Source organism: Sinorhizobium sp. BJ1, from assembly GCF_002531555.1.
GTDB lineage: Bacteria > Pseudomonadota > Alphaproteobacteria > Rhizobiales > Rhizobiaceae > Sinorhizobium > Sinorhizobium fredii_B.
Genome location: NZ_NWTH01000008.1, coordinates 48,560 through 66,389, shown reverse-complemented (window position 1 = coordinate 66,389; position 17,830 = coordinate 48,560). Strand labels below are relative to the sequence as shown.

Here is a 17,830-nt window from a genome sequence, read left to right as displayed (position 1 = left end):
GCGCGGCTACCCGAACATTGACTCGGTCGCCTCCAGGAAGCTCGCGACCACCGGACCGTGGTTTGGCCGGCTGAGGACGTAGACATCGGCTTCCGGTGCGGGATCCGCAAGCGGACGATAGACGACACCGGGACGCGAGAGATTCCGGATGCATTCCGGAACGAGCGCCACACCGAGACCTGCGGAGACCAGACTGGTCAGCGAATAGGATTCGACGACCTCATTGGTGATGTTCGGCACAAAGCCTGCCGCGACGCAGCAGTCGTGCAGATAGCGGGCGAAACGGGAGTCCGCCAGGCGGAGAAAGACGAAGTTTTCCTGCCGCAGTGCCGCGAGTTCGACCGTTTCATGGCGGGCGAGCGGGTGATGTGCCGGCAGTGCGACGCCTACTTTTTCGTGCCAGGCCACCTTACCGACGAGTTCGGCATTGTAGCGCGGCTTGCGCACGAAGCTGAGGTCGGTGCGGTGCGAAAGCAGTGCCAACTCCTGCGCCTGCGGGTCCATTTCATGAATGCGGACGAAGACCCCCGGCCAACGGTCGCGGAACCGCGCTATGAGGGTCGACAACTGACCGAGCAGGACCGAGCCGGTCGTGCCGATATTGAGCATGCCCACCTGGCCGGACCCGATGGCGCGCGCCTGATGCGTGGCATGTTCCACCTGCCCGAGGATCATCCGCGCTTGCTCGAGAAAACTGACGCCGGCCTCGGTGAGTTCGACATGCCGGCTCGTACGCTCGAAGAGGCGCGTGCCGACCTCTTCCTCCAGATCCTTGATCTGCTGGCTCAAGGGCGGCTGCGAGATGTTCAAGCTCTTTGCCGCCGCCGTAAAACTCGCCGCCTCGGCGACGGCGATGAAATAGCGCAAATGTCGTAGCTCCATCGCAACCTCCCACATTTGCGATATGATAAACTTCTTGATTAAGTTAAACAATATATTGGACATATCGGTTTCATTTTGTTCCCATCGCTATTGATAGGCAACGGGCGTCGCACGAGGAGGGTGCACGCCCTTGAAACGGCCCAAATCCATGAGCAGGCGGCGGCAGGCCGCGCAACGGCTTCCGCGATTGCTAGTCGCAGCGCCCGGCTCACAGCGTTTCTGGGAGGAAACAAATGTCCCGGTTTAGCAGGTCCTTGTTCGGACAAGTCATCATCGCGCTCGTCCTCGGTATCCTTGTCGGGGTCTTCTGGCCGCAATTTGCGGCGCAGCTGAAACCGCTGGGAGACGGCTTTATCAAACTGATCAAGATGGTGATTGCGCCTCTGGTCTTCGGCGTGGTCGTACACGGCATCGTCGGCGCCGGGGACCTTAGAAAGGTCGGGCGGGTCGGCCTCAAGTCGCTCATCTATTTCGAAGCCGTGACGACGCTGGCGCTCGCGCTGGGACTGATCGCGGCCTATGTCTTCGGCCCCGGCCACGGGATGAACGTCGATCCGACGACGCTCGATGCAAGCGCCCTGGGTGCCTACACCGAAAAGGTTTCTCAGGTCACCGGCACCGTCGACTTCCTGATGCGGGTCATCCCGACGACGATTGTCGACGCCTTCGCCAAGGGCGACGTCCTGCAGGTGCTGCTGATTGCGGTGCTCTTCGGATCGGCCCTTGCGCTCGTCGGCGAGCGCGGCAGGCAGGTTGCCGATCTGATCGATCAAACGACTCAGGTACTCTTCAAGGTGATCGGCTTCATCGTCCGGCTGGCGCCGATCGGCGTCTTCGGCGCGATCGCCTATACGGTCGGGAAATACGGCATCGGCTCGCTGCAGCAGCTCGGCTATCTGGTCGTTCTGCTCTATGCGACGATCCTGCTGTTCGTCTTCGGCGTCCTCGGCCTGATCATGCGGATTGCCGGGTTCAGCATCTTCAAGTTCCTCGGATACTTGCGCGAGGAGTTGATGATCGTGATGGCTACCGCCTCCTCCGACAGCGTTCTGCCGCAGATCATGCGCAAGCTCGAACGGCTCGGAATCAAGGATTCGACTGTCGGCCTGGTGATTCCCACCGGCTATTCGTTCAACCTCGACGCATTCTCGATCTATCTGACGCTCGCGGCCGTGTTCATCGCCCAGGCCACCAATACGCCGCTGGCATCTGGCGACCTGTTGCTGATCCTCGGCGTGGCGCTGCTGACCTCGAAGGGCGCGCACGGCATACCGGGCTCCGCCATCGTCGTGCTGGCGGCAACGCTTTCGGCCATTCCGGTCATCCCGGCCATCGGCCTGGTGCTGGTCCTGTCGGTTGACTGGTTCGTCGGCATTGCCCGAGCCCTCGGAAATTTGATAGGCAATTGCGTCGCCGCCGTGGTCATTGCCGTCTGGGAGGGCGACATAGATCGCGAGCAGGCGCACCGAGTGCTCAACGGCGATCAGCCCGCAAAACCAGGGCCTGCACCTGTGCTCCACACCCCCGCAGCCGGCATAAGTGATGTCGCCGTCCCGGCTTCGGCCATCGCCCATTCCATCAACGGCCGTTAGTGCCAAACCCGGTTCGAACAGACACTTCAACAGGTAACGAAAAAATGCAGAGCAACTATTATTTCCCCCAAGGCGGTCACCCGCCGCAATCGAACCTGCTGACGGATCGGGCGGTGTTCACCGAGGCCTATGCGATCATTCCGAAAGGCGTGATGCGCGACATCGTCACCAGCTATCTGCCGCACTGGACGAACACGCGTCTCTGGGTGCTTTCGCGGCCGCTGTCAGGCTTCGCCGAGACATTCTCGCAATACATCATGGAGGTCGGGCCCTCGGGAGGAAGCGATCGCCCCGAGAGTGACCCCCGCGCAGAAGCCGTGCTGTTCGTGGTTGACGGGGACTTCCGCCTGACGATCGGCGGTGAAACCCATCGGATGCAGCCCGGCGGCTATGCCTTCATCCCGCCCGGCGCCGAATGGAGCCTCCGCAATGATGGTTCCACGCCGACCCGGTTTCATTGGTTCCGCAAGGCCTACGAAAAGGTCGAGGGAATCCCCCTCCCCGAACCGATCGTCACCAACGAACGCGAAATCACTGCCACGCCGATGCCCGATACGGACGGTCGCTGGGCGACGACCCGCTTCGTCGATCCTTCGGACATGCGTCACGACATGCATGTGACGATCGTCACCTTCGAGCCGGGCGGCGTCATCCCCTTCATGGAAACCCATGTGATGGAGCACGGCCTCTACGTTCTCGAAGGCAAGGCGGTCTATCGCCTCAACGCCGACTGGGTCGAGGTCGAAGCCGGCGACTATATGTGGCTCAGGGCCTTCTGCCCGCAGGCCTGCTATGCCGGCGGACCGGGCAAGTTCCGTTACCTGCTCTACAAGGACGTCAACCGCCATATGGCGCTCGGCACGCCTGGCCGGTTCGCCTAAGGCTGGAGCCGCTCGAGCCGGGACGCTTCGTTTCCGGCTCGCATCAGCCGATATTGCGGGTTCGACGGATAGGCCATAGCTTGGTCGCATGGCGACGTCGAAGCTTGAGACCTATCGCAAGAAGCGGGATTTTTCGAAGACGCCGGAGCCGGTCGGCAGCCCCGCCGGCGGCGGCAACCGTTTCGTCGTGCACAAGCATCATGCGACAGCGGACCATTATGACCTGAGACTTGAGGTCGGCGGCGTGTTGAAGAGCTGGGCCGTGCCCAAGGGCCCCTCGCTCAACCCCGCCGACAAGCGTCTGGCGGTCGAGACCGAAGATCATCCGATCGAATATATCGACTTCGAGGGCGTCATCCCGGAGGGCGAATATGGCGCCGGCCCGATGATCGTCTGGGACACCGGCGTATGGGCGCCGATGGAGGACGTCCAGAAAAGCCTCCAGACCGGCGCCTTCAAGTTTCGCCTGGCCGGTGAAAAGCTGAACGGCGGCTGGATGCTGACGCGGCTGAAGCCCAGGCCGGGGGAAGAGAACCAGACTCACTGGCTTCTCTTCAAGGAACGCGATCCTGCCGCCGATCCCTCCACCGACATTCTCGCCGCCCGGCCGGAAAGCGTCAAATCCGGCCGGCGGATCGAGGAGCTTCTCGAAAAGGCGAAGCCAGCGGCCAAGGCGGTGAAGCTGAGGCCGGGCGCCCTTGCCGGTGCGACAAAGGCAACGGCACCGACACGCATCGAGCCGCAGCTTGCCATACAGACGGCGATTCCGCCTGGTAGTGCCCCCGAGCGCGAGGTCTGGCTGCATGAGATCAAGTTCGACGGCTACCGCACGATGGCGCATCTATCCGGCGACGAGGTGCGCATGATCACCCGCGGCGGCCTCGATTGGACAAGGCGCTATGGCGATGTGCCCGAAGCCATTCGGCGGCTGCCGTGCCGCGACGCTGTCATCGACGGCGAAATCGTCGCGCTCGACGAGGAAGGCATCAGCCGTTTCGCCCTTCTTCAGGAAGCGCTCTCCACCGGCGCCGACAACCGGCTGGTGTTCTATGCCTTCGACCTTGTCTATCTTGACGGCTGGAGCCTCGTGAATGTCCCGCTCGAGAAACGCAAGGCGCTGCTCAAACAATTGCTCGCCGCGCAACTGTCCAGCCGCTCGGCCATCCAGTTCAGCGATCACGTCGTCGGTGATGGACGCGCCTTTTACGAGCATGCGTCGGAACTGGGCCTCGAGGGGGTCATATCGAAACGTGCGACAGCTTTCTATCAGAGCGGGCGCTCCAAGACCTGGACCAAGACGAAGGCACTGAAGGCCGAAGACTTCGTGATCGCCGGCTATACCATGTCCGAGGCGGCCGAAGGAATCGCCGCGCTGGCGCTGGGCGAGTGGGTGGACGGCGAACTACAGTATCGCGGCAAGGTCGGCACGGGTTTCGACGCGGCCATGCTCAAGCAGTTGCTGGCACGATTGGAACCGCTGCGCGCCGGGGCCGCCAAGATCGAGGGGGCGCCGAAGGAGATCAACTGGGTCCGTCCGGTGCTGACGGCGCGCATTCACTATAGCAATCGCACGACAGACAACGCGCTCCGCCATCCCGTGTTCAAGGGGCTTCGCGAGGTCGAACTCACGGCTCCCGTTTCGGCCCAGCGAAAACGGCTGATTTCCGACGCGGACCTCGCCAGCATCTCGATCACCAACCCGACCCGTCGGCTGTTCGGGAAATCCGGGCCGACCAAGCTGGATCTCGCCGTCTACTACGCCATGGTCGGCGATTTCATGCTGCCGCATATCCTCGGACGCCCGGTTTCGCTCGTCCGCTGCCCGACGGGCAAGTTCGCGGACTGCTTCTTCCAGCGCCACCCCTTCACCGGCATGCCGCCTTCGGTGGTGAGCTTCGAAGCCATGAGTTCGGAGGGCGAGACGAAACGCTACCTTTCGGTCGAGGACGCCAAAGGCTACCTGGCACTGGCGCAATTCGGCGTGGTCGAATTCCATTCCTGGGGCTCGACACGGGCGCGGCTCGAGAGACCCGACCGGGTCGTCTTCGACCTCGATCCTGGCGAGGGCATCGGCTGGCGCGAAGTGGTCGAGGCGGCCGTTCACATAAAGGGGGAGCTCGAGGCGCTCGGCCTCATTCCTCTCGTCAAGACCTCGGGCGGCAAGGGCGTCCATGTCGTCGTGCCGATCCGCCCGAAGCTCGACTGGAAGAAAGTGCACAAGGCGACCGGCGATATTGCCACCCACCTCGCCTCAACGGCGCCCGAAAGCTTCATCACCACGATGAGCAAGGGCAAGCGCGTGAAGCGCATCTTCATCGACTTCCACCGCAACGCCCGCGGGCACACGGCAGCAGCACCCTATTCGCTTCGCGCCCGCACGAATCTGCCGGCCTCTACGCCCTTAAGCTGGACCGATCTTGAGACTATCGACGCTCCCGAGGATTTAAATTATTCTTCGTTACCTGGCCTGTTGGCCATGTCCGGCGATCCCTGGGCCGATATCGACGACTGTGCACGGGATTTGCCTATGCTTGCCAATGCGGAAAAGTAACCCGGTAGAGCACCGCGCAGGAGACACTTATGGCACCCAGGGCAAGTTGGAAGGGTTATCTGAGGCTCAGCCTCGTGAGCTGTCCCGTACGGCTCTATCCAGCCACGACCACCAGCGAGCGCATCACCTTCAACCAGCTTCACAAGGAGACGCACAACCGAATCAACATGAAGCCGGTCGATCCGGAGCTGGGCCTCGTCGAACGATCCGACCTGGTGAAGGGCTATGAATACGAGGACAAGAAATACATCGTCATCGACGAGGCCGACCTCGAAAGCGTCAAGATCGAATCCAACCACACGATGAACATCGAGGCCTTCGTCGACGAAGGCTCCGTCGACGTGATCTATCAGGACGCGCCATATTATCTTGCGCCGGACGGGGCGATGGCCGAGGAGACCTTCATCGTTTTGCGGGAAGCCTTGAGGCGGGCCGGCAAGCTCGCGATCGCGCGCCTCGTGCTTTCGAGCCGCGAACGGGTGATCGCCATCGGCGCACGCGAGACCGGCATGTTCGTCTGCACGCTCAGAAATCCCAATGAAGTGCGCGGCACGGCCGAATATTTCGGCAACATCCCGGTCGGCAGTCCCGATCCGGAAATGCTGCAGCTCGCCGAGGCGCTCATTCAGCAGAAGACGACGACCTTCGATCCGAAGAACTACGAGGATCGTTACGAAGCTGCGCTGATGCAGATGATCCGCGAGAAGCTCAAGGGCCACAAGCCGATCATCGCGGCCCCGCCTGAACGCGGCAACGTCATCAACCTCATGGATGCGCTGAAGGCGAGCCTGTCGCAGGCGAAGCCGCCGGCGAAAAGCAAGAGCAAGACGGAGCCTGCTGCCCAAACGGGGGCGAAGAGCACCCCGACCAAGCCCGCAGCAAAAAAGCCTAGCGCACAGAAGAAGGCCTGATGGCGGTCGCCGGCAAGACATTCGGCATCGTGGGGGCGCTTTCAGCCTATCCGCGGCGGCTGATCGCGCGAGAGGTTGAGCGCCAAGGGGGGCACTTGCGGCGCGGCGTCACGCGGCAGACCGCCTATGTGGTCTTCGGCCGCGGCTCGCTCACGAAGACGACCGATGCGGAGATCGAGGCTCGTTTCGAACGTGAGGCAGATTCCGGCCGGCGCCTGCTCAGCGAGAACGGCTTCCTTCGGCTGCTGGGCCTGGCAACAGCGTCCGAGACATCGGCGCTGCCGCGGCAATCGCTGATCGATCAAGCGAAGATCGCGCCTCGCTTCTTCGATCTCCTGTCGTTGTTCGACGCCTTCGAGCACGACAGCGAACCCTATTCGTTCCGCGACGTGATCCTCGCCCGCAAATATGCGGGACTGATCGCCAGTGGTGCCGGCTGGGGGGCGATCGCACGCTCCGTCCATCGCTCCAGCCACGTCGCCTCGCTGACGGCGCTGTCGCTACATCATGAGGGGTCGAAGACGATATACGCGCGACGCGCCGAGGGCTTGAGCGAGCTCGACGGGCAATTGCTGCTCGATCTCGGCGCAGTCGAGGAGGCGGAACTCGAGGAGCTTTTCGCGCAGGCGGAAGAGGCCGAAGAGACCGGCAACTACGATGATGCAGCCGCGATCTACCAGCGCTATCTTGCCATCGATCGCAGCGACTCGGTCGCCGCTTTCAACAGGGCCAACTGCCTGAGGGCCGCCGGCCGCGAACTGGAGGCGGCGCATGATTACGCCCGGGCGATCAAACTCGATCCCTCCTTCGCCGAGGCCTGGTTCAACCTCGCCGGGCTGATGAGCGAGCGAAGCCGCATCGACACCGCCCGCCGGCATCTCGAAAAAGCGATCGGCCTCGACGACGACTATGCGGATGCGATCTTCAACCTGGCAAAACTGGAGTTCGACGCCGGCAATCTAGCCGAAGCGCGCCACTGGTGGATGCGCTATCTGGAACTCGACAAGGACTCCCAGTGGGCCCGCACCGCCGAACGCGGCGTGCAGTTCGTGAACCTTCATCACTTTCCCAAGGCGCCGCACGTCTGATCAGGCGCGCGCAGGTCGCTGTGGCGCTTTGGATCGCCGCATGATCTTATCGCCGGATCGCCCCGTTTACGGAATCATGCAGAGGACGGCTGACTGCCATGGTCGGAAAATTCCTGTTCGACGGACCGGAGCATGCGCCGGTCACCATTCTTCTCGCGCACGGCGCAGGCGCACCGATGGATTCACTGTCTATGTCCGCAACCGCCAAGGCGCTCGGCGAAGCAGGCTTTCGCGTCGCCCGGTTCGAATTTGGCTACATGGCGGCGCGGCGCACGGACGAGCGCAAGCCCCCGCCCCGCGCCGAAACCCTCAATCCGGAATACCGGGCGGCCGTCGCCGAGCTCGGCGCGAAGGGTCCGCTTATCATCGGCGGTAAGTCGATGGGCGGGCGCGTCGCCAGCATGGTCGCTGACGAGCTTCATGCGAGCGGGGAGATCGCCGGGCTGCTCTGCCTCGGCTATCCCTTTCACCCACCGGCCAAGCCCGAGCAGCTTCGCACCAGGCATCTCGCCGACCTCCGAACACCAACACTGATCTGCCAGGGAACTCGCGACGAGTTCGGCACGAGGGACGAGGTTCAGGGTTACACGCTATCCGAAAAGATCGAATTCCTCTGGCTCGAGGACGGCGACCATGACCTGAAGCCGCGCAAGAGTATCTCCGGCTTCTCGGCCGCCGACCATCTGAAGACTCTGGCTGATACCGTTAAACGATGGACCGATGGCTTGGTCCCCTGAATCAGCCATGAAGATCGCCACCTTCAACATCAACGGCGTGAACAAGCGGCTCGACAACCTCCTGGCCTGGTTAGCTGCAGCCGAGGCTGACGTCGTCTGCCTGCAGGAGCTCAAGGCGACGGACGGGCAATTTCCAAAAGCCGCGATCGAGGCCGCGGGCTACGGCGCCGTCTGGCGCGGGCAGGCGGCCTGGAACGGCGTCGCGATTCTGGCGCGCGAAAGCGAACCGGTCTTGACGCGCGCGGAGCTCCCCGGTGATCCTTCCGATACGCAGAGCCGCTACATCGAGGCGGCGGTGAACGGCATTCTCATCGCCTCGCTCTACGCCCCGAACGGCAATCCGCAGCCAGGGCCGAAATTCTACTACAAGCTCGCCTGGCACCAGCGCCTTGCCAGCCACGCCGCGGAGCTGTTCGAGACCGGCCTACCAGTGGTGCTTGCCGGCGACTACAACGTCGTTCCCAAACCCCGCGACATCTACCCGACCCGCTCCTATGACGAAAACGCCCTCGTGCAGCCGGAAAGCCGCGCCGCCTTCCGGGAGCTGCTCGACCAGGGCTGGCTCGACGCGCTGCGAAAACTTTATCCCGAGGAGCAGCTCTTCACCTTCTGGGATTATCGGCGCAACCGCTGGCAGCGCGACGCGGGCCTGCGCCTCGACCATTTTCTCCTCAGCCGCAAACTCACCCGCCGCCTGACCGGCGCCGGCATCGACCGGGATGTCCGCGGGCAGGAAAACGCCAGCGATCACGCGCCCGTGTGGATCACCTTGAGAGACTAGCCGAGACCGACAGCCAGAATTTTGGTCTAGCGGTTCCCCGTTTATCGTGCACCATAGCTTCAACCACAGGGAGGCGAGCATGACCAAAGCGAATGTGGGTTTCATCGGGCTCGGGCTGATGGGCCAGGGCATGGCGACAAACATACTGAAAAAGGGCTGGCCGCTCTCGGTCATCGCGCACCGCAACCGGGCACCGGTCGAGGCGCTGGTCGCGGCAGGCGCGAAAGAGGTGAAGTCACCACGCGAAATGGCGGAACGGTGCGAGATCATCGTGCTCTGCGTTACCGGCTCGCCCGAAGTGCTTGCCGTCGTCGAAGGTGCGGACGGCATCACCGCTGCCGGCAAGCCGCTGACCATTATCGATTGCTCGACTTCCGATCCTTCGGTGACGACGAAGCTTGCGCAGGATCTCGCCCAAAAGGGCATTACCATCATCGATGCGCCGCTCAGCCGCACCCCGGCGGACGCCGCCGCCGGCACGCTCGACGTCATGGTCGGCGGTGCTGAAGACGACGTGCGCCGCGTCTGGCCGGTGCTCGAGTGCTTTGCGGGCCGCATCGTCCATACCGGCCCGACCGGGACCGGGCACACGATGAAGCTGCTCAACAACTTCCTGTCGATGGGCTACGCGGCGCTCTATTCCGAGGCACTGATGCTCGGGCAGAAGGCCGGCCTCACGCCGGAGATCTTCGACAGCGTCGTGCGCGGCGGTCGCATGGACTGCCCTTTCTACCAGACCTTCTTCCGCTGGGTGCTGGAGCGAGATCCGAACGCCCACAAGTTCGCCATCCGCAACGGCTTCAAGGACATGACCTATCTCGCCGCCTTCGCCAACGCCGCCGGGGTCGCCAATCCGATCGGCGCGGCAGTAAGAAACTCCTTCGCGCAGGCCGTCGGGGCCGGACGCGGAGAGGACTATGTGCCGATGCTGTCGGACTTCATCGCGCAGGCGAACGGGATCAAGTGAGCCTTTGAAACCAAGTTAACTGGCTCGACCGGGCTGCTCACCTCGAGCAACCCATTCGTCGCATCGCAAGCTCAATGACAGAATCCAATCATTGGGGAATTATATTTCTTGCAGGAATGCAATGCCGCGGCGTGACTAGCGCTTTGACTGTTCCCTCCTTCACGGTGAATGTGGTAACGACCGGAAATGGAACAAACGTTCCGAACCGCCGTGGCAACTATTCCAAATGTTCCTGGAGGACCCATCCATGACAACCCTTCCCTTCGCCCTCAACCACATGGCCGCGCCGGGCCTTCCGCTTGATGCCTTCTTTGCGCTGGCGAAGTCGCTCGGAATCTCGGCGGTGGAGATCCGCAACGACCTCTCCGGTAATGCCATCCTCGACGGAACGAAGCCTGAGGAGGTGAAGGCGCTTGCCGAAAAACACGGGCTGACGATCATCTCGATCAACGCTCTGCAGCGCTTCAACGAATGGAACGAGGCACGCCAGGCGGAAGCGCGCGAGCTCATCTCCTATGCGCGCGATTGCGGCGCCAAGGCGCTGGTACTGGTGCCGGTCAATGACGGCAGCGGTCAGAAGGACGGCGAGCGCCAGGCGAATCTGCGCATCGCCTTAAAAGCACTGAAGCCGCTGCTCGAAGCGGCCGGCCTCATCGGTCTTGTTGAGCCGCTCGGCTTTGAAATCTGCTCGCTGCGCTCGAAGAGCGAAGCCGCCGAGGCAATTCGGGACATCGGCGGAGCGACCTTCCGTCTGGTGCACGACACCTTCCACCATCATCTCGCGGACGAGGACGCATTTTTCCCGGACCTGACCGGTCTCGTGCATATTTCCGGCGTCAGCGACGAGGGTGTTGCCGTCTCCGAGATGCGCGATCCGCACCGGGTTCTGGTCGATGTCGCGGACCGGCTGGACAATGCGGGCCAGATACTTCGCCTGCGCGCGGAAGGTTATCAAGGGCCCTTCTCGTTCGAGCCTTTCGCGCCTTCCGTGCACGCCCTGAACGATCCGGCCAAGGCCCTTCTCGCGAGCATGGACTACCTGCAGTCCCGCACATGATCGCTTAGCGCGCGCGAAAGCGCGGAAATCCGCCCGGCACCGCAAGATGTACTTGACGGCGCCCGGATAAAATGGAATACATATTCCGTAATGACAAACCGCTGGTTTATTTATTCCGTTTCCTCGGAAGCGCAGCGGGAGTGCTGCTTCCGACCAGAATGAGCTCGATCAGAGAGTCGAGTTTCCGGCGAAAGAGAGGGTGTGGCCGGCACCAAAAGTGGAGGAGAAAGTACACATGAAGAAATTCATTTTGGGCACTGCGATGGCTGTCATGATGTCGACGGCCGCGCATGCGGAGACGATCGGCGTCTCGATGGCGCTCTTTGACGACAACTTCCTGACGGTTCTGCGCAACGGTATGCAGGACTACGCCAAGACGCTCAACGGCGTGGAGCTGCAGATCGAGGACGCACAGAACGACGTCGCCAAGCAGCAAAGCCAGATCCAGAACTTCATCGCCGCCGGCGTCGACGCCATCATCGTCAACCCGGTCGACACAGATGCGACCGCGGCCATGTCGAAGATCGCAGCGGACGCCGGCATTCCGCTCGTCTACGTCAACCGCGAACCGGTAAACATCGACACCTTGCCGGAAAAGCAGGCCTTCGTGGCTTCGAACGAAGTTGAATCCGGTACGCTCGAGACACAGGAAGTCTGCAAGCTGCTCGGTGGCAAGGGCAAGGCTGTCGTAATGATGGGCGAACTCTCCAACCAGGCCGCTCGCATGCGCACCAAGGACATACACGACGTTCTCGCCACCGACGCGTGCAAGGGCATCGAGATCGTCGAGGAGCAGACCGCCAACTGGTCTCGCACCCAGGGTGCCGACCTCATGACCAACTGGCTGTCCGCCGGCCTTGAGTTCGACGCCGTGATTGCCAACAACGACGAAATGGCGATCGGCGCCATCCAGGCGCTGAAGGCTGCCGGCCGGTCGATGGACTCGGTCGTCATCGGCGGTGTCGACGCCACGCAGGACGCGCTTGCGGCCATGGCTGCCGGCGACCTTGACGTGACCGTGTTCCAGAACGCCGCCGGCCAGGGTCAGGGCTCGGTCGATGCCGCACTGAAGCTCGCCAAGGGCGAAGCCATCGAGAAGAAGGTCTACATCCCCTTCGAACTCGTCACGAAAGACAACCTGGACAAATATCAGGCCAAGAACTGATCGTTCCTTCCGGGAGCGCGGCCGGAGCCGCGCTCCCATTCGAAACAAGTCCCGCCCGAGGCCTGGATGGGCCGATCAAAAGGCCTATTCCGCCCGCCGCGTGGACGTTCCGGCCAATGCCGGAAAATGGGGAGGCAATGAGAATGACGCTCAGTCCCACAACGATGGCAGCCGTGCGCGCCAGCGGTGCCATACCCAATGCCGAATATCTCCTGTCCGCCGAGGGTGTGCGCAAGGAATTCCCCGGCGTCGTCGCGCTCGATGACGTCCAGTTCAAACTGAAGCGCGGCACCGTGCACGCGCTGATGGGCGAAAACGGCGCCGGCAAGTCGACCCTGATGAAGATCCTCGCCGGCATCTACCACCCGGACCAGGGCGAGGTGAAGCTCAGGGGCGTCGACATCCAGCTGAAGTCGCCGCTCGACGCGCTCGAAAATGGCATCGCGATGATCCATCAGGAACTGAACCTGATGCCCTTCATGACGGTCGCCGAAAACATCTGGATCCGCCGCGAGCCGAAGAACCGCTTCGGCTTCGTCGACCATGGCGAGATGCGCCGCATGACCGCCAAGCTCTTCGAGCGGCTGAAGATCGATATCGACCCGGAGATCGAGGTACGCCACCTCTCCGTCGCCAGCCGGCAGATGGTGGAAATCGCCAAGGCGGTCTCCTACGAATCCGACGTCCTGATCATGGACGAGCCGACCTCGGCCTTGACCGAGCGCGAAGTCGCGCATCTCTTCGAGATCATCCGCGACCTGCGCTCGCAGGGCATCGGGATCGTCTACATCACTCACAAGATGAACGAGCTGTTCGAGATCGCCGACGAATTCTCGGTGTTCCGCGACGGGAAATATATCGGCACGCACGCGTCCAGCAATGTGACCCGCGACGACATCATCCGCATGATGGTCGGCCGTGAGATCACCCAGATGTTCCCCAAGGAAGACGTGCCGATCGGCGACGTCGTTCTTTCGGTCGAGAACCTGACGCTGAACGGCGTCTTTCATGACGTCTCCTTCGATGTGCGCGCTGGCGAAATCCTCGGCGTTGCCGGCCTCGTCGGCTCGGGCCGCTCGAACGTTGCCGAGACGCTCTTCGGCGTCACCCGGGCAAGTTCGGGCACGATTTCGATCGACGGCAAGCAAGTGGTGATCGACAATCCCAATACGGCGATCCGCAACCGCATGGCGTTCCTGACGGAGGACCGCAAGGACACCGGCTGCCTGCTGATCCTCGACATCCTGGAGAACATGCAGGTTGCCGTCCTCCAGGACCGGTTCGTCAAGCGCGGCTTCGTCTCCGAAAAGGAGATTACCGCGGCCTGCGAGGAGATGAGCCGCAAGCTGCGGGTGAAGACGCCGAACCTGCAGGAGCGCATCGAGAATCTCTCGGGCGGCAACCAGCAGAAAGTCCTCATCGGCCGCTGGTTGCTCACCAATCCGCACATTCTCATCCTGGACGAGCCTACCCGCGGCATCGACGTCGGCGCCAAGGCCGAGATTCACCGGCTGGTGACCGAGCTCGCCCGCAACGGCGTCGCGGTCATCATGATCTCGTCGGAAATGCCGGAAGTGCTCGGCATGAGCGACCGGATCATGGTTATGCATGAAGGCCGCGTCACCGGCTTCCTCGACAGGGCAGAAGCCACCCAAATCAAGGTCATGGAACTTGCCGCACGCTAGAGGCGCGCGAGCGCCGACCGCAGGGAGGAAAAACAATGGATACCAATATCGCTGCACATAGCGCGAGTTCGACCCCCGCCCGGTCGAGACGGCGCTTGCCGCCCGAGCTCAACATCTTCCTGGTGCTGATCGGGATCGCGCTCGTCTATGAGGTTCTCGGCTGGCTCTTCGTCGGCCAGAGCTTCCTCATGAATCCTCAGCGCCTGACGATCATGATCCTGCAGGTGTCGGTGATCGGCATCATCGCCGTCGGCGTGACACAGGTGATAATCACCGGCGGTATCGATCTTTCCTCGGGCTCCGTGGTCGGAATGACGGCGATGATCTCGGCGAGCGTCGCGCAAGCATCCACCTGGCCCCGCGCGCTCTATCCCTCGCTAACCGACATGCCGGCGATAGTGCCGATCGGACTTGGCCTCGGCATCGGCCTCCTTGCCGGGTTCATCAACGGACAATTGATCGCCAAGACGAAGATCCCGCCTTTCATCGCCACGCTCGGCATGATGGTATCGGCGCGCGGTATCTCCAAGTGGTACACCAAGGGACAGCCGGTCTCGGGCCTGACCGACCAGTTCAACTTCATCGGCACGGGCATCTGGCCGGTCATAGTCTTCCTCGTCGTCGCGCTCATCTTCCATATTGCCTTGCGCTATACCCGCTACGGCAAGTTCACCTATGCGATCGGCGCCAACGTCCAGGCGGCGCGCGTCTCCGGCATCAATGTCGAGGCGCATCTGATCAAGGTCTATGCCATCGCCGGCATGCTCGCGGGCCTTGCAGGCGTCGTCACCGCAGCCCGTGCCCAGACCGCACAGGCTGGTATGGGTGTCATGTACGAACTCGATGCGATCGCCGCGACCGTCATCGGCGGCACCTCGCTCACCGGCGGCGTCGGCCGTATCACCGGCACCGTGATCGGGACGATCATCCTCGGCGTGATGACCTCCGGCTTCACCTTCCTGAGGGTCGACGCCTACTACCAGGAGATCGTCAAGGGCTTGATCATCGTTGCCGCCGTGGTCGTCGACGTCTATCGCCAGAAGGGTCGCAAAAAGACGTAAGGAACACTGCTCTCCCAATGAAGTACCTGGCCGGGATGAAGAAATTCATCCCGGCATTTTTGTCTTCTCCTACCATATCCGGGCGATATTCTTGCCGCTCGACATATGCTTGCCTTGCAAGGCAGCTCCGTAGACTCCGCCGTGGCAATCGCATTGCCGATAGACTATATGAGCCGCATCCAAACCTATCGGAGAATTATCATGTCATCGCAGCGCAAGCTCGCGAACCAGATTCAATCGCGTTTCGCTCGTCAGCTCTGGAACGAGCTGCTGCGGGTTCAGACCCGCGACGCCGCATCTCTTCTCGAAGCCCGCGACCGCCAAGAGGGCGAGGATCGTTCGTAACGGCTTCGCGGCTGCCCGTCAGGCGGTCCACGTCTCGGCCGGCTGACCCGTGACTCGCCCGCCGCTTCAGCCCGCCGGAAATCTCACGGCGACCTTCAGGCCGCCGCCCTCGCCGTCCTCAAGCCGCATCGTTCCGCCGTAGAGCGCGGCGATCTCGTCGACGATCGGCAGCCCGAGCCCCGTGCCGGGCGCCTCGTTGCCGCCGCGCCGGAAGCGCTTCAGCACGGCCTCGCGGAGCTCCGGCCTGATGCCCGGTCCATTGTCCTCGACCTCGAGCACGACCTCCTTGTCCAGGCCTGAGACGCGCACCGTCACCTCCGCCCCTCGCCCCGCGTAGAGCAGCGCATTGCCGATGAGGTTCTTCAGGAGTTCTCCGACGAGCAGCGGCTCGGCCCGGATCCAATTCTCCCCCTCGCCGGCAAAACCAAGATCGATCCCGACCTCGCTGGCGGCCGGCACGTGCTCGGCGGTGACGCTGCGTGCCAGCTCGGCCAGTTCGATCCGCTCCGATCCGCGTGCCTCGTCCTTCGCCGCCGCATCGATCTTCGCCATCAGCAGCAATTGCGCGAGGATGCGCTCGGCATTGGCGACCGCCTCATCCGCCTTCGAAGCTGCAGCCAGCGCTTCCTCGACCGTCGCCGCCCGGCGGGCGAGCGCCAGCTGCGTCCGGATGATTGCCAGCGGCGTGCGCAACTGATGGCTGGCATTGCCGGTGAAATGGCGAAGCGCATCGAGCGCCGACTGCAGGCGCACCATGAAGGAATTGACCGTGTCGACCAGCTCCTGAACCTCGCTCGGCACCCGTTCACCGATCGGATGGAGGTCGTCGGGGCTGCGTTCGGCGATCGCGTCACCGAGCCGGTAGAGCGGCCTCAGCGAGAAGGTCACCGCCACCCAGACGATCAGGGCAGCACCGGCGATCATCAGTCCGAGGCGGAGCGCCGAGTGCAAGAGGATCGTCTGCGTGAGCTGGCGTCTGGCGATCGTCGTCTCGGCAACGGTGACGACGAAAGGAACGGAATTCACACCGGTGGAGGCGGAGCGGCGAAGCACTGCGAGACGGATGGGTTCGCCACGGAAGATCGCATCGGCAAAGCTCGTCGACTGGCCGGCGGCCTCGGGAAGCGACGGCAGGGTCTGGTAGCCGGTGATGAACGCGCCCGGCGGGCCGTCGACCCGGTAGAAGACCCGATCCTGCGCGGCCGAGGTCAGCATTTCCAGCGCGACATAGGGTATATCGACCTGAAGCGTGCCGTCCTCGGCGACGACCACCCGTTCGGCAATCGCCAACGCCGAGCCCGCGAGCACTCGATCCGAGACGACGTTCGCCGTCTTGACCGCTTCCCGATAGGTATCCATCAGCGCGATGACGCCGATCACCGCGGTCGAGATCAACAGCCAGCCGAGCAGCCTGCGCCGGAGCGAATAGACGACGGTCCTCATTCGGAGTTTGCCGCCTTGTCGAGATAGTAACCGATGCCGCGGGCGGTGCGGACCGTCAGGCCGTAGGGCGCCAGGCGCTTGCGCAGCCGGCTCACATATTGCTCGATCGCATTGGGGCTGAGGTCGTCATCGAGGCCGGTCAGCGATTGAACGATCGCGTCCTTGGCGACCACCTTGCCGGCGCGCATGAAGAGGAGCTCGAGGAGCCCGAGCTCGCGCGCCGGAATTTCGATCGGCACGCCGTCGGCGGAAAAACTGCGGGCATTGAGATCCAGCGAAACGTTGCCGTAGCTGACGATCGAACTGCGCAAACCGGCCTGGCGCCGGAGCAGCACCCGCACGCGGGCCTCGAACTCGCCGATGTCGAAAGGCTTGATCAGGTAGTCGTCGGCACCGAGATCGAGGCCCTTGATCCGTTCTTCGGGCGAGCCGCGCGCAGTCAGGATCAAGACGGCCGCGCGGTTCTGCCTAGCCCGCATGGAGCGCAGCACGTCGAGCCCGTCCATCTCCGGCAGGTTCAGGTCCAGGATCACCAGATCGAAGCTCTCGGCGGCGGCGACGGCATGCGCCGAGGTCCCGTCGTTCACCACGTCGACGGCATAGCCGCTGCCGCGCAAAAGGGTCGAGAGACCCTCTGCCAGAGCCTGATTGTCTTCAACGAGCAAGATTCGCAATTGTCGCTTC

16 protein-coding genes are annotated in these 17,830 nt (G+C 62.8%); 13 read left to right on the top strand and 3 right to left on the bottom strand.

The genetic code is table 11. The features are described 5' to 3' along the window. Positions 1 to 6: 6 nt before the first annotated feature. Entirely contained in the window at positions 7 to 882 is an 876-nt protein-coding gene (locus tag CO676_RS13545) for a LysR substrate-binding domain-containing protein (RefSeq protein ID WP_097521423.1), read from the bottom strand. Between the two features lie 233 nt (positions 883 to 1,115). Between CO676_RS13545 and CO676_RS13540 the strand changes: the two genes are divergently transcribed. The 13 genes from CO676_RS13540 (at position 1,116) to CO676_RS35210 (ending at position 15,703) form a co-directional block, all read left to right on the top strand. After that, on the top strand, positions 1,116 to 2,474 hold the full coding sequence (locus CO676_RS13540; protein ID WP_097521422.1) for a C4-dicarboxylate transporter DctA: 1,359 nt from the start codon (positions 1,116 to 1,118) through the stop codon (positions 2,472 to 2,474). A gap of 44 nt (positions 2,475 to 2,518) precedes the next feature. Next, entirely contained in the window at positions 2,519 to 3,355 is an 837-nt protein-coding gene (locus CO676_RS13535) for a bifunctional allantoicase/(S)-ureidoglycine aminohydrolase (RefSeq protein WP_097521421.1), read from the top strand. 88 nt (positions 3,356 to 3,443) lie between these two features. Then, positions 3,444 to 5,906: a DNA ligase D gene (ligD, locus tag CO676_RS13530; RefSeq protein ID WP_097521420.1), complete on the top strand. Its 2,463-nt coding sequence runs from the start codon at positions 3,444 to 3,446 to the stop codon at positions 5,904 to 5,906. A gap of 29 nt (positions 5,907 to 5,935) precedes the next feature. After that, positions 5,936 to 6,817 (top strand): Ku protein, encoded by an 882-nt coding sequence (locus CO676_RS13525; protein WP_097521419.1) that lies wholly within the window; start codon positions 5,936 to 5,938, stop codon positions 6,815 to 6,817. Further along, the gene (locus CO676_RS13520) at positions 6,817 to 7,905 is read left to right on the top strand and encodes a tetratricopeptide repeat protein (RefSeq protein ID WP_014762289.1); all 1,089 of its coding nucleotides are present in this window, start codon (positions 6,817 to 6,819) and stop codon (positions 7,903 to 7,905) included. Before CO676_RS13525 ends, CO676_RS13520 begins: the two co-directional genes overlap by 1 nt. A 98-nt stretch (positions 7,906 to 8,003) precedes the next feature. Further along, positions 8,004 to 8,642, top strand: a complete 639-nt coding sequence (locus CO676_RS13515) for an alpha/beta family hydrolase (RefSeq protein ID WP_014762290.1) — start codon at positions 8,004 to 8,006, stop codon at positions 8,640 to 8,642. Positions 8,643 to 8,649: 7 nt separating this feature from the next. After that, positions 8,650 to 9,423, top strand: coding sequence for an exodeoxyribonuclease III (gene xth, locus CO676_RS13510; protein ID WP_097521418.1), 774 nt, complete (start codon positions 8,650 to 8,652; stop codon positions 9,421 to 9,423). 79 nt (positions 9,424 to 9,502) lie between these two features. Further along, positions 9,503 to 10,390, top strand: coding sequence for an NAD(P)-dependent oxidoreductase (locus CO676_RS13505; RefSeq protein WP_014762292.1), 888 nt, complete (start codon positions 9,503 to 9,505; stop codon positions 10,388 to 10,390). A 247-nt stretch (positions 10,391 to 10,637) separates the two neighbouring features. After that, on the top strand, positions 10,638 to 11,447 hold the full coding sequence (locus CO676_RS13500) for a TIM barrel protein (protein WP_097521417.1): 810 nt from the start codon (positions 10,638 to 10,640) through the stop codon (positions 11,445 to 11,447). A 235-nt stretch (positions 11,448 to 11,682) separates the two neighbouring features. Next, positions 11,683 to 12,612 carry a sugar ABC transporter substrate-binding protein gene (locus tag CO676_RS13495; protein WP_014762294.1) on the top strand — a complete coding sequence of 310 codons (930 nt, stop codon included), beginning with the start codon at positions 11,683 to 11,685 and terminating at the stop codon, positions 12,610 to 12,612. A 143-nt stretch (positions 12,613 to 12,755) separates the two neighbouring features. Then, positions 12,756 to 14,297 (top strand): sugar ABC transporter ATP-binding protein, encoded by a 1,542-nt coding sequence (locus CO676_RS13490; protein ID WP_097521416.1) that lies wholly within the window; start codon positions 12,756 to 12,758, stop codon positions 14,295 to 14,297. 35 nt (positions 14,298 to 14,332) lie between these two features. Next, positions 14,333 to 15,358 carry an ABC transporter permease gene (locus tag CO676_RS13485; RefSeq protein WP_014762296.1) on the top strand — a complete coding sequence of 342 codons (1,026 nt, stop codon included), beginning with the start codon at positions 14,333 to 14,335 and terminating at the stop codon, positions 15,356 to 15,358. Between the two features lie 201 nt (positions 15,359 to 15,559). Continuing rightward, a complete protein-coding gene (locus tag CO676_RS35210) occupies positions 15,560 to 15,703 on the top strand; it encodes a hypothetical protein (protein WP_162832915.1) in 144 nt (47 codons plus the stop codon). A gap of 66 nt (positions 15,704 to 15,769) precedes the next feature. Here the strand turns inward: CO676_RS35210 and CO676_RS13480 are convergent, their stop codons facing one another. Continuing rightward, positions 15,770 to 17,146, bottom strand: coding sequence for a sensor histidine kinase (locus CO676_RS13480; protein WP_014762298.1), 1,377 nt, complete (start codon positions 17,144 to 17,146; stop codon positions 15,770 to 15,772). Then, complete coding sequence (locus tag CO676_RS13475; protein ID WP_014762299.1) at positions 17,143 to 17,820, bottom strand: response regulator transcription factor; 678 nt, start codon at positions 17,818 to 17,820, stop codon at positions 17,143 to 17,145. Before CO676_RS13475 ends, CO676_RS13480 begins: the two co-directional genes overlap by 4 nt. Positions 17,821 to 17,830 lie beyond the last annotated feature (10 nt).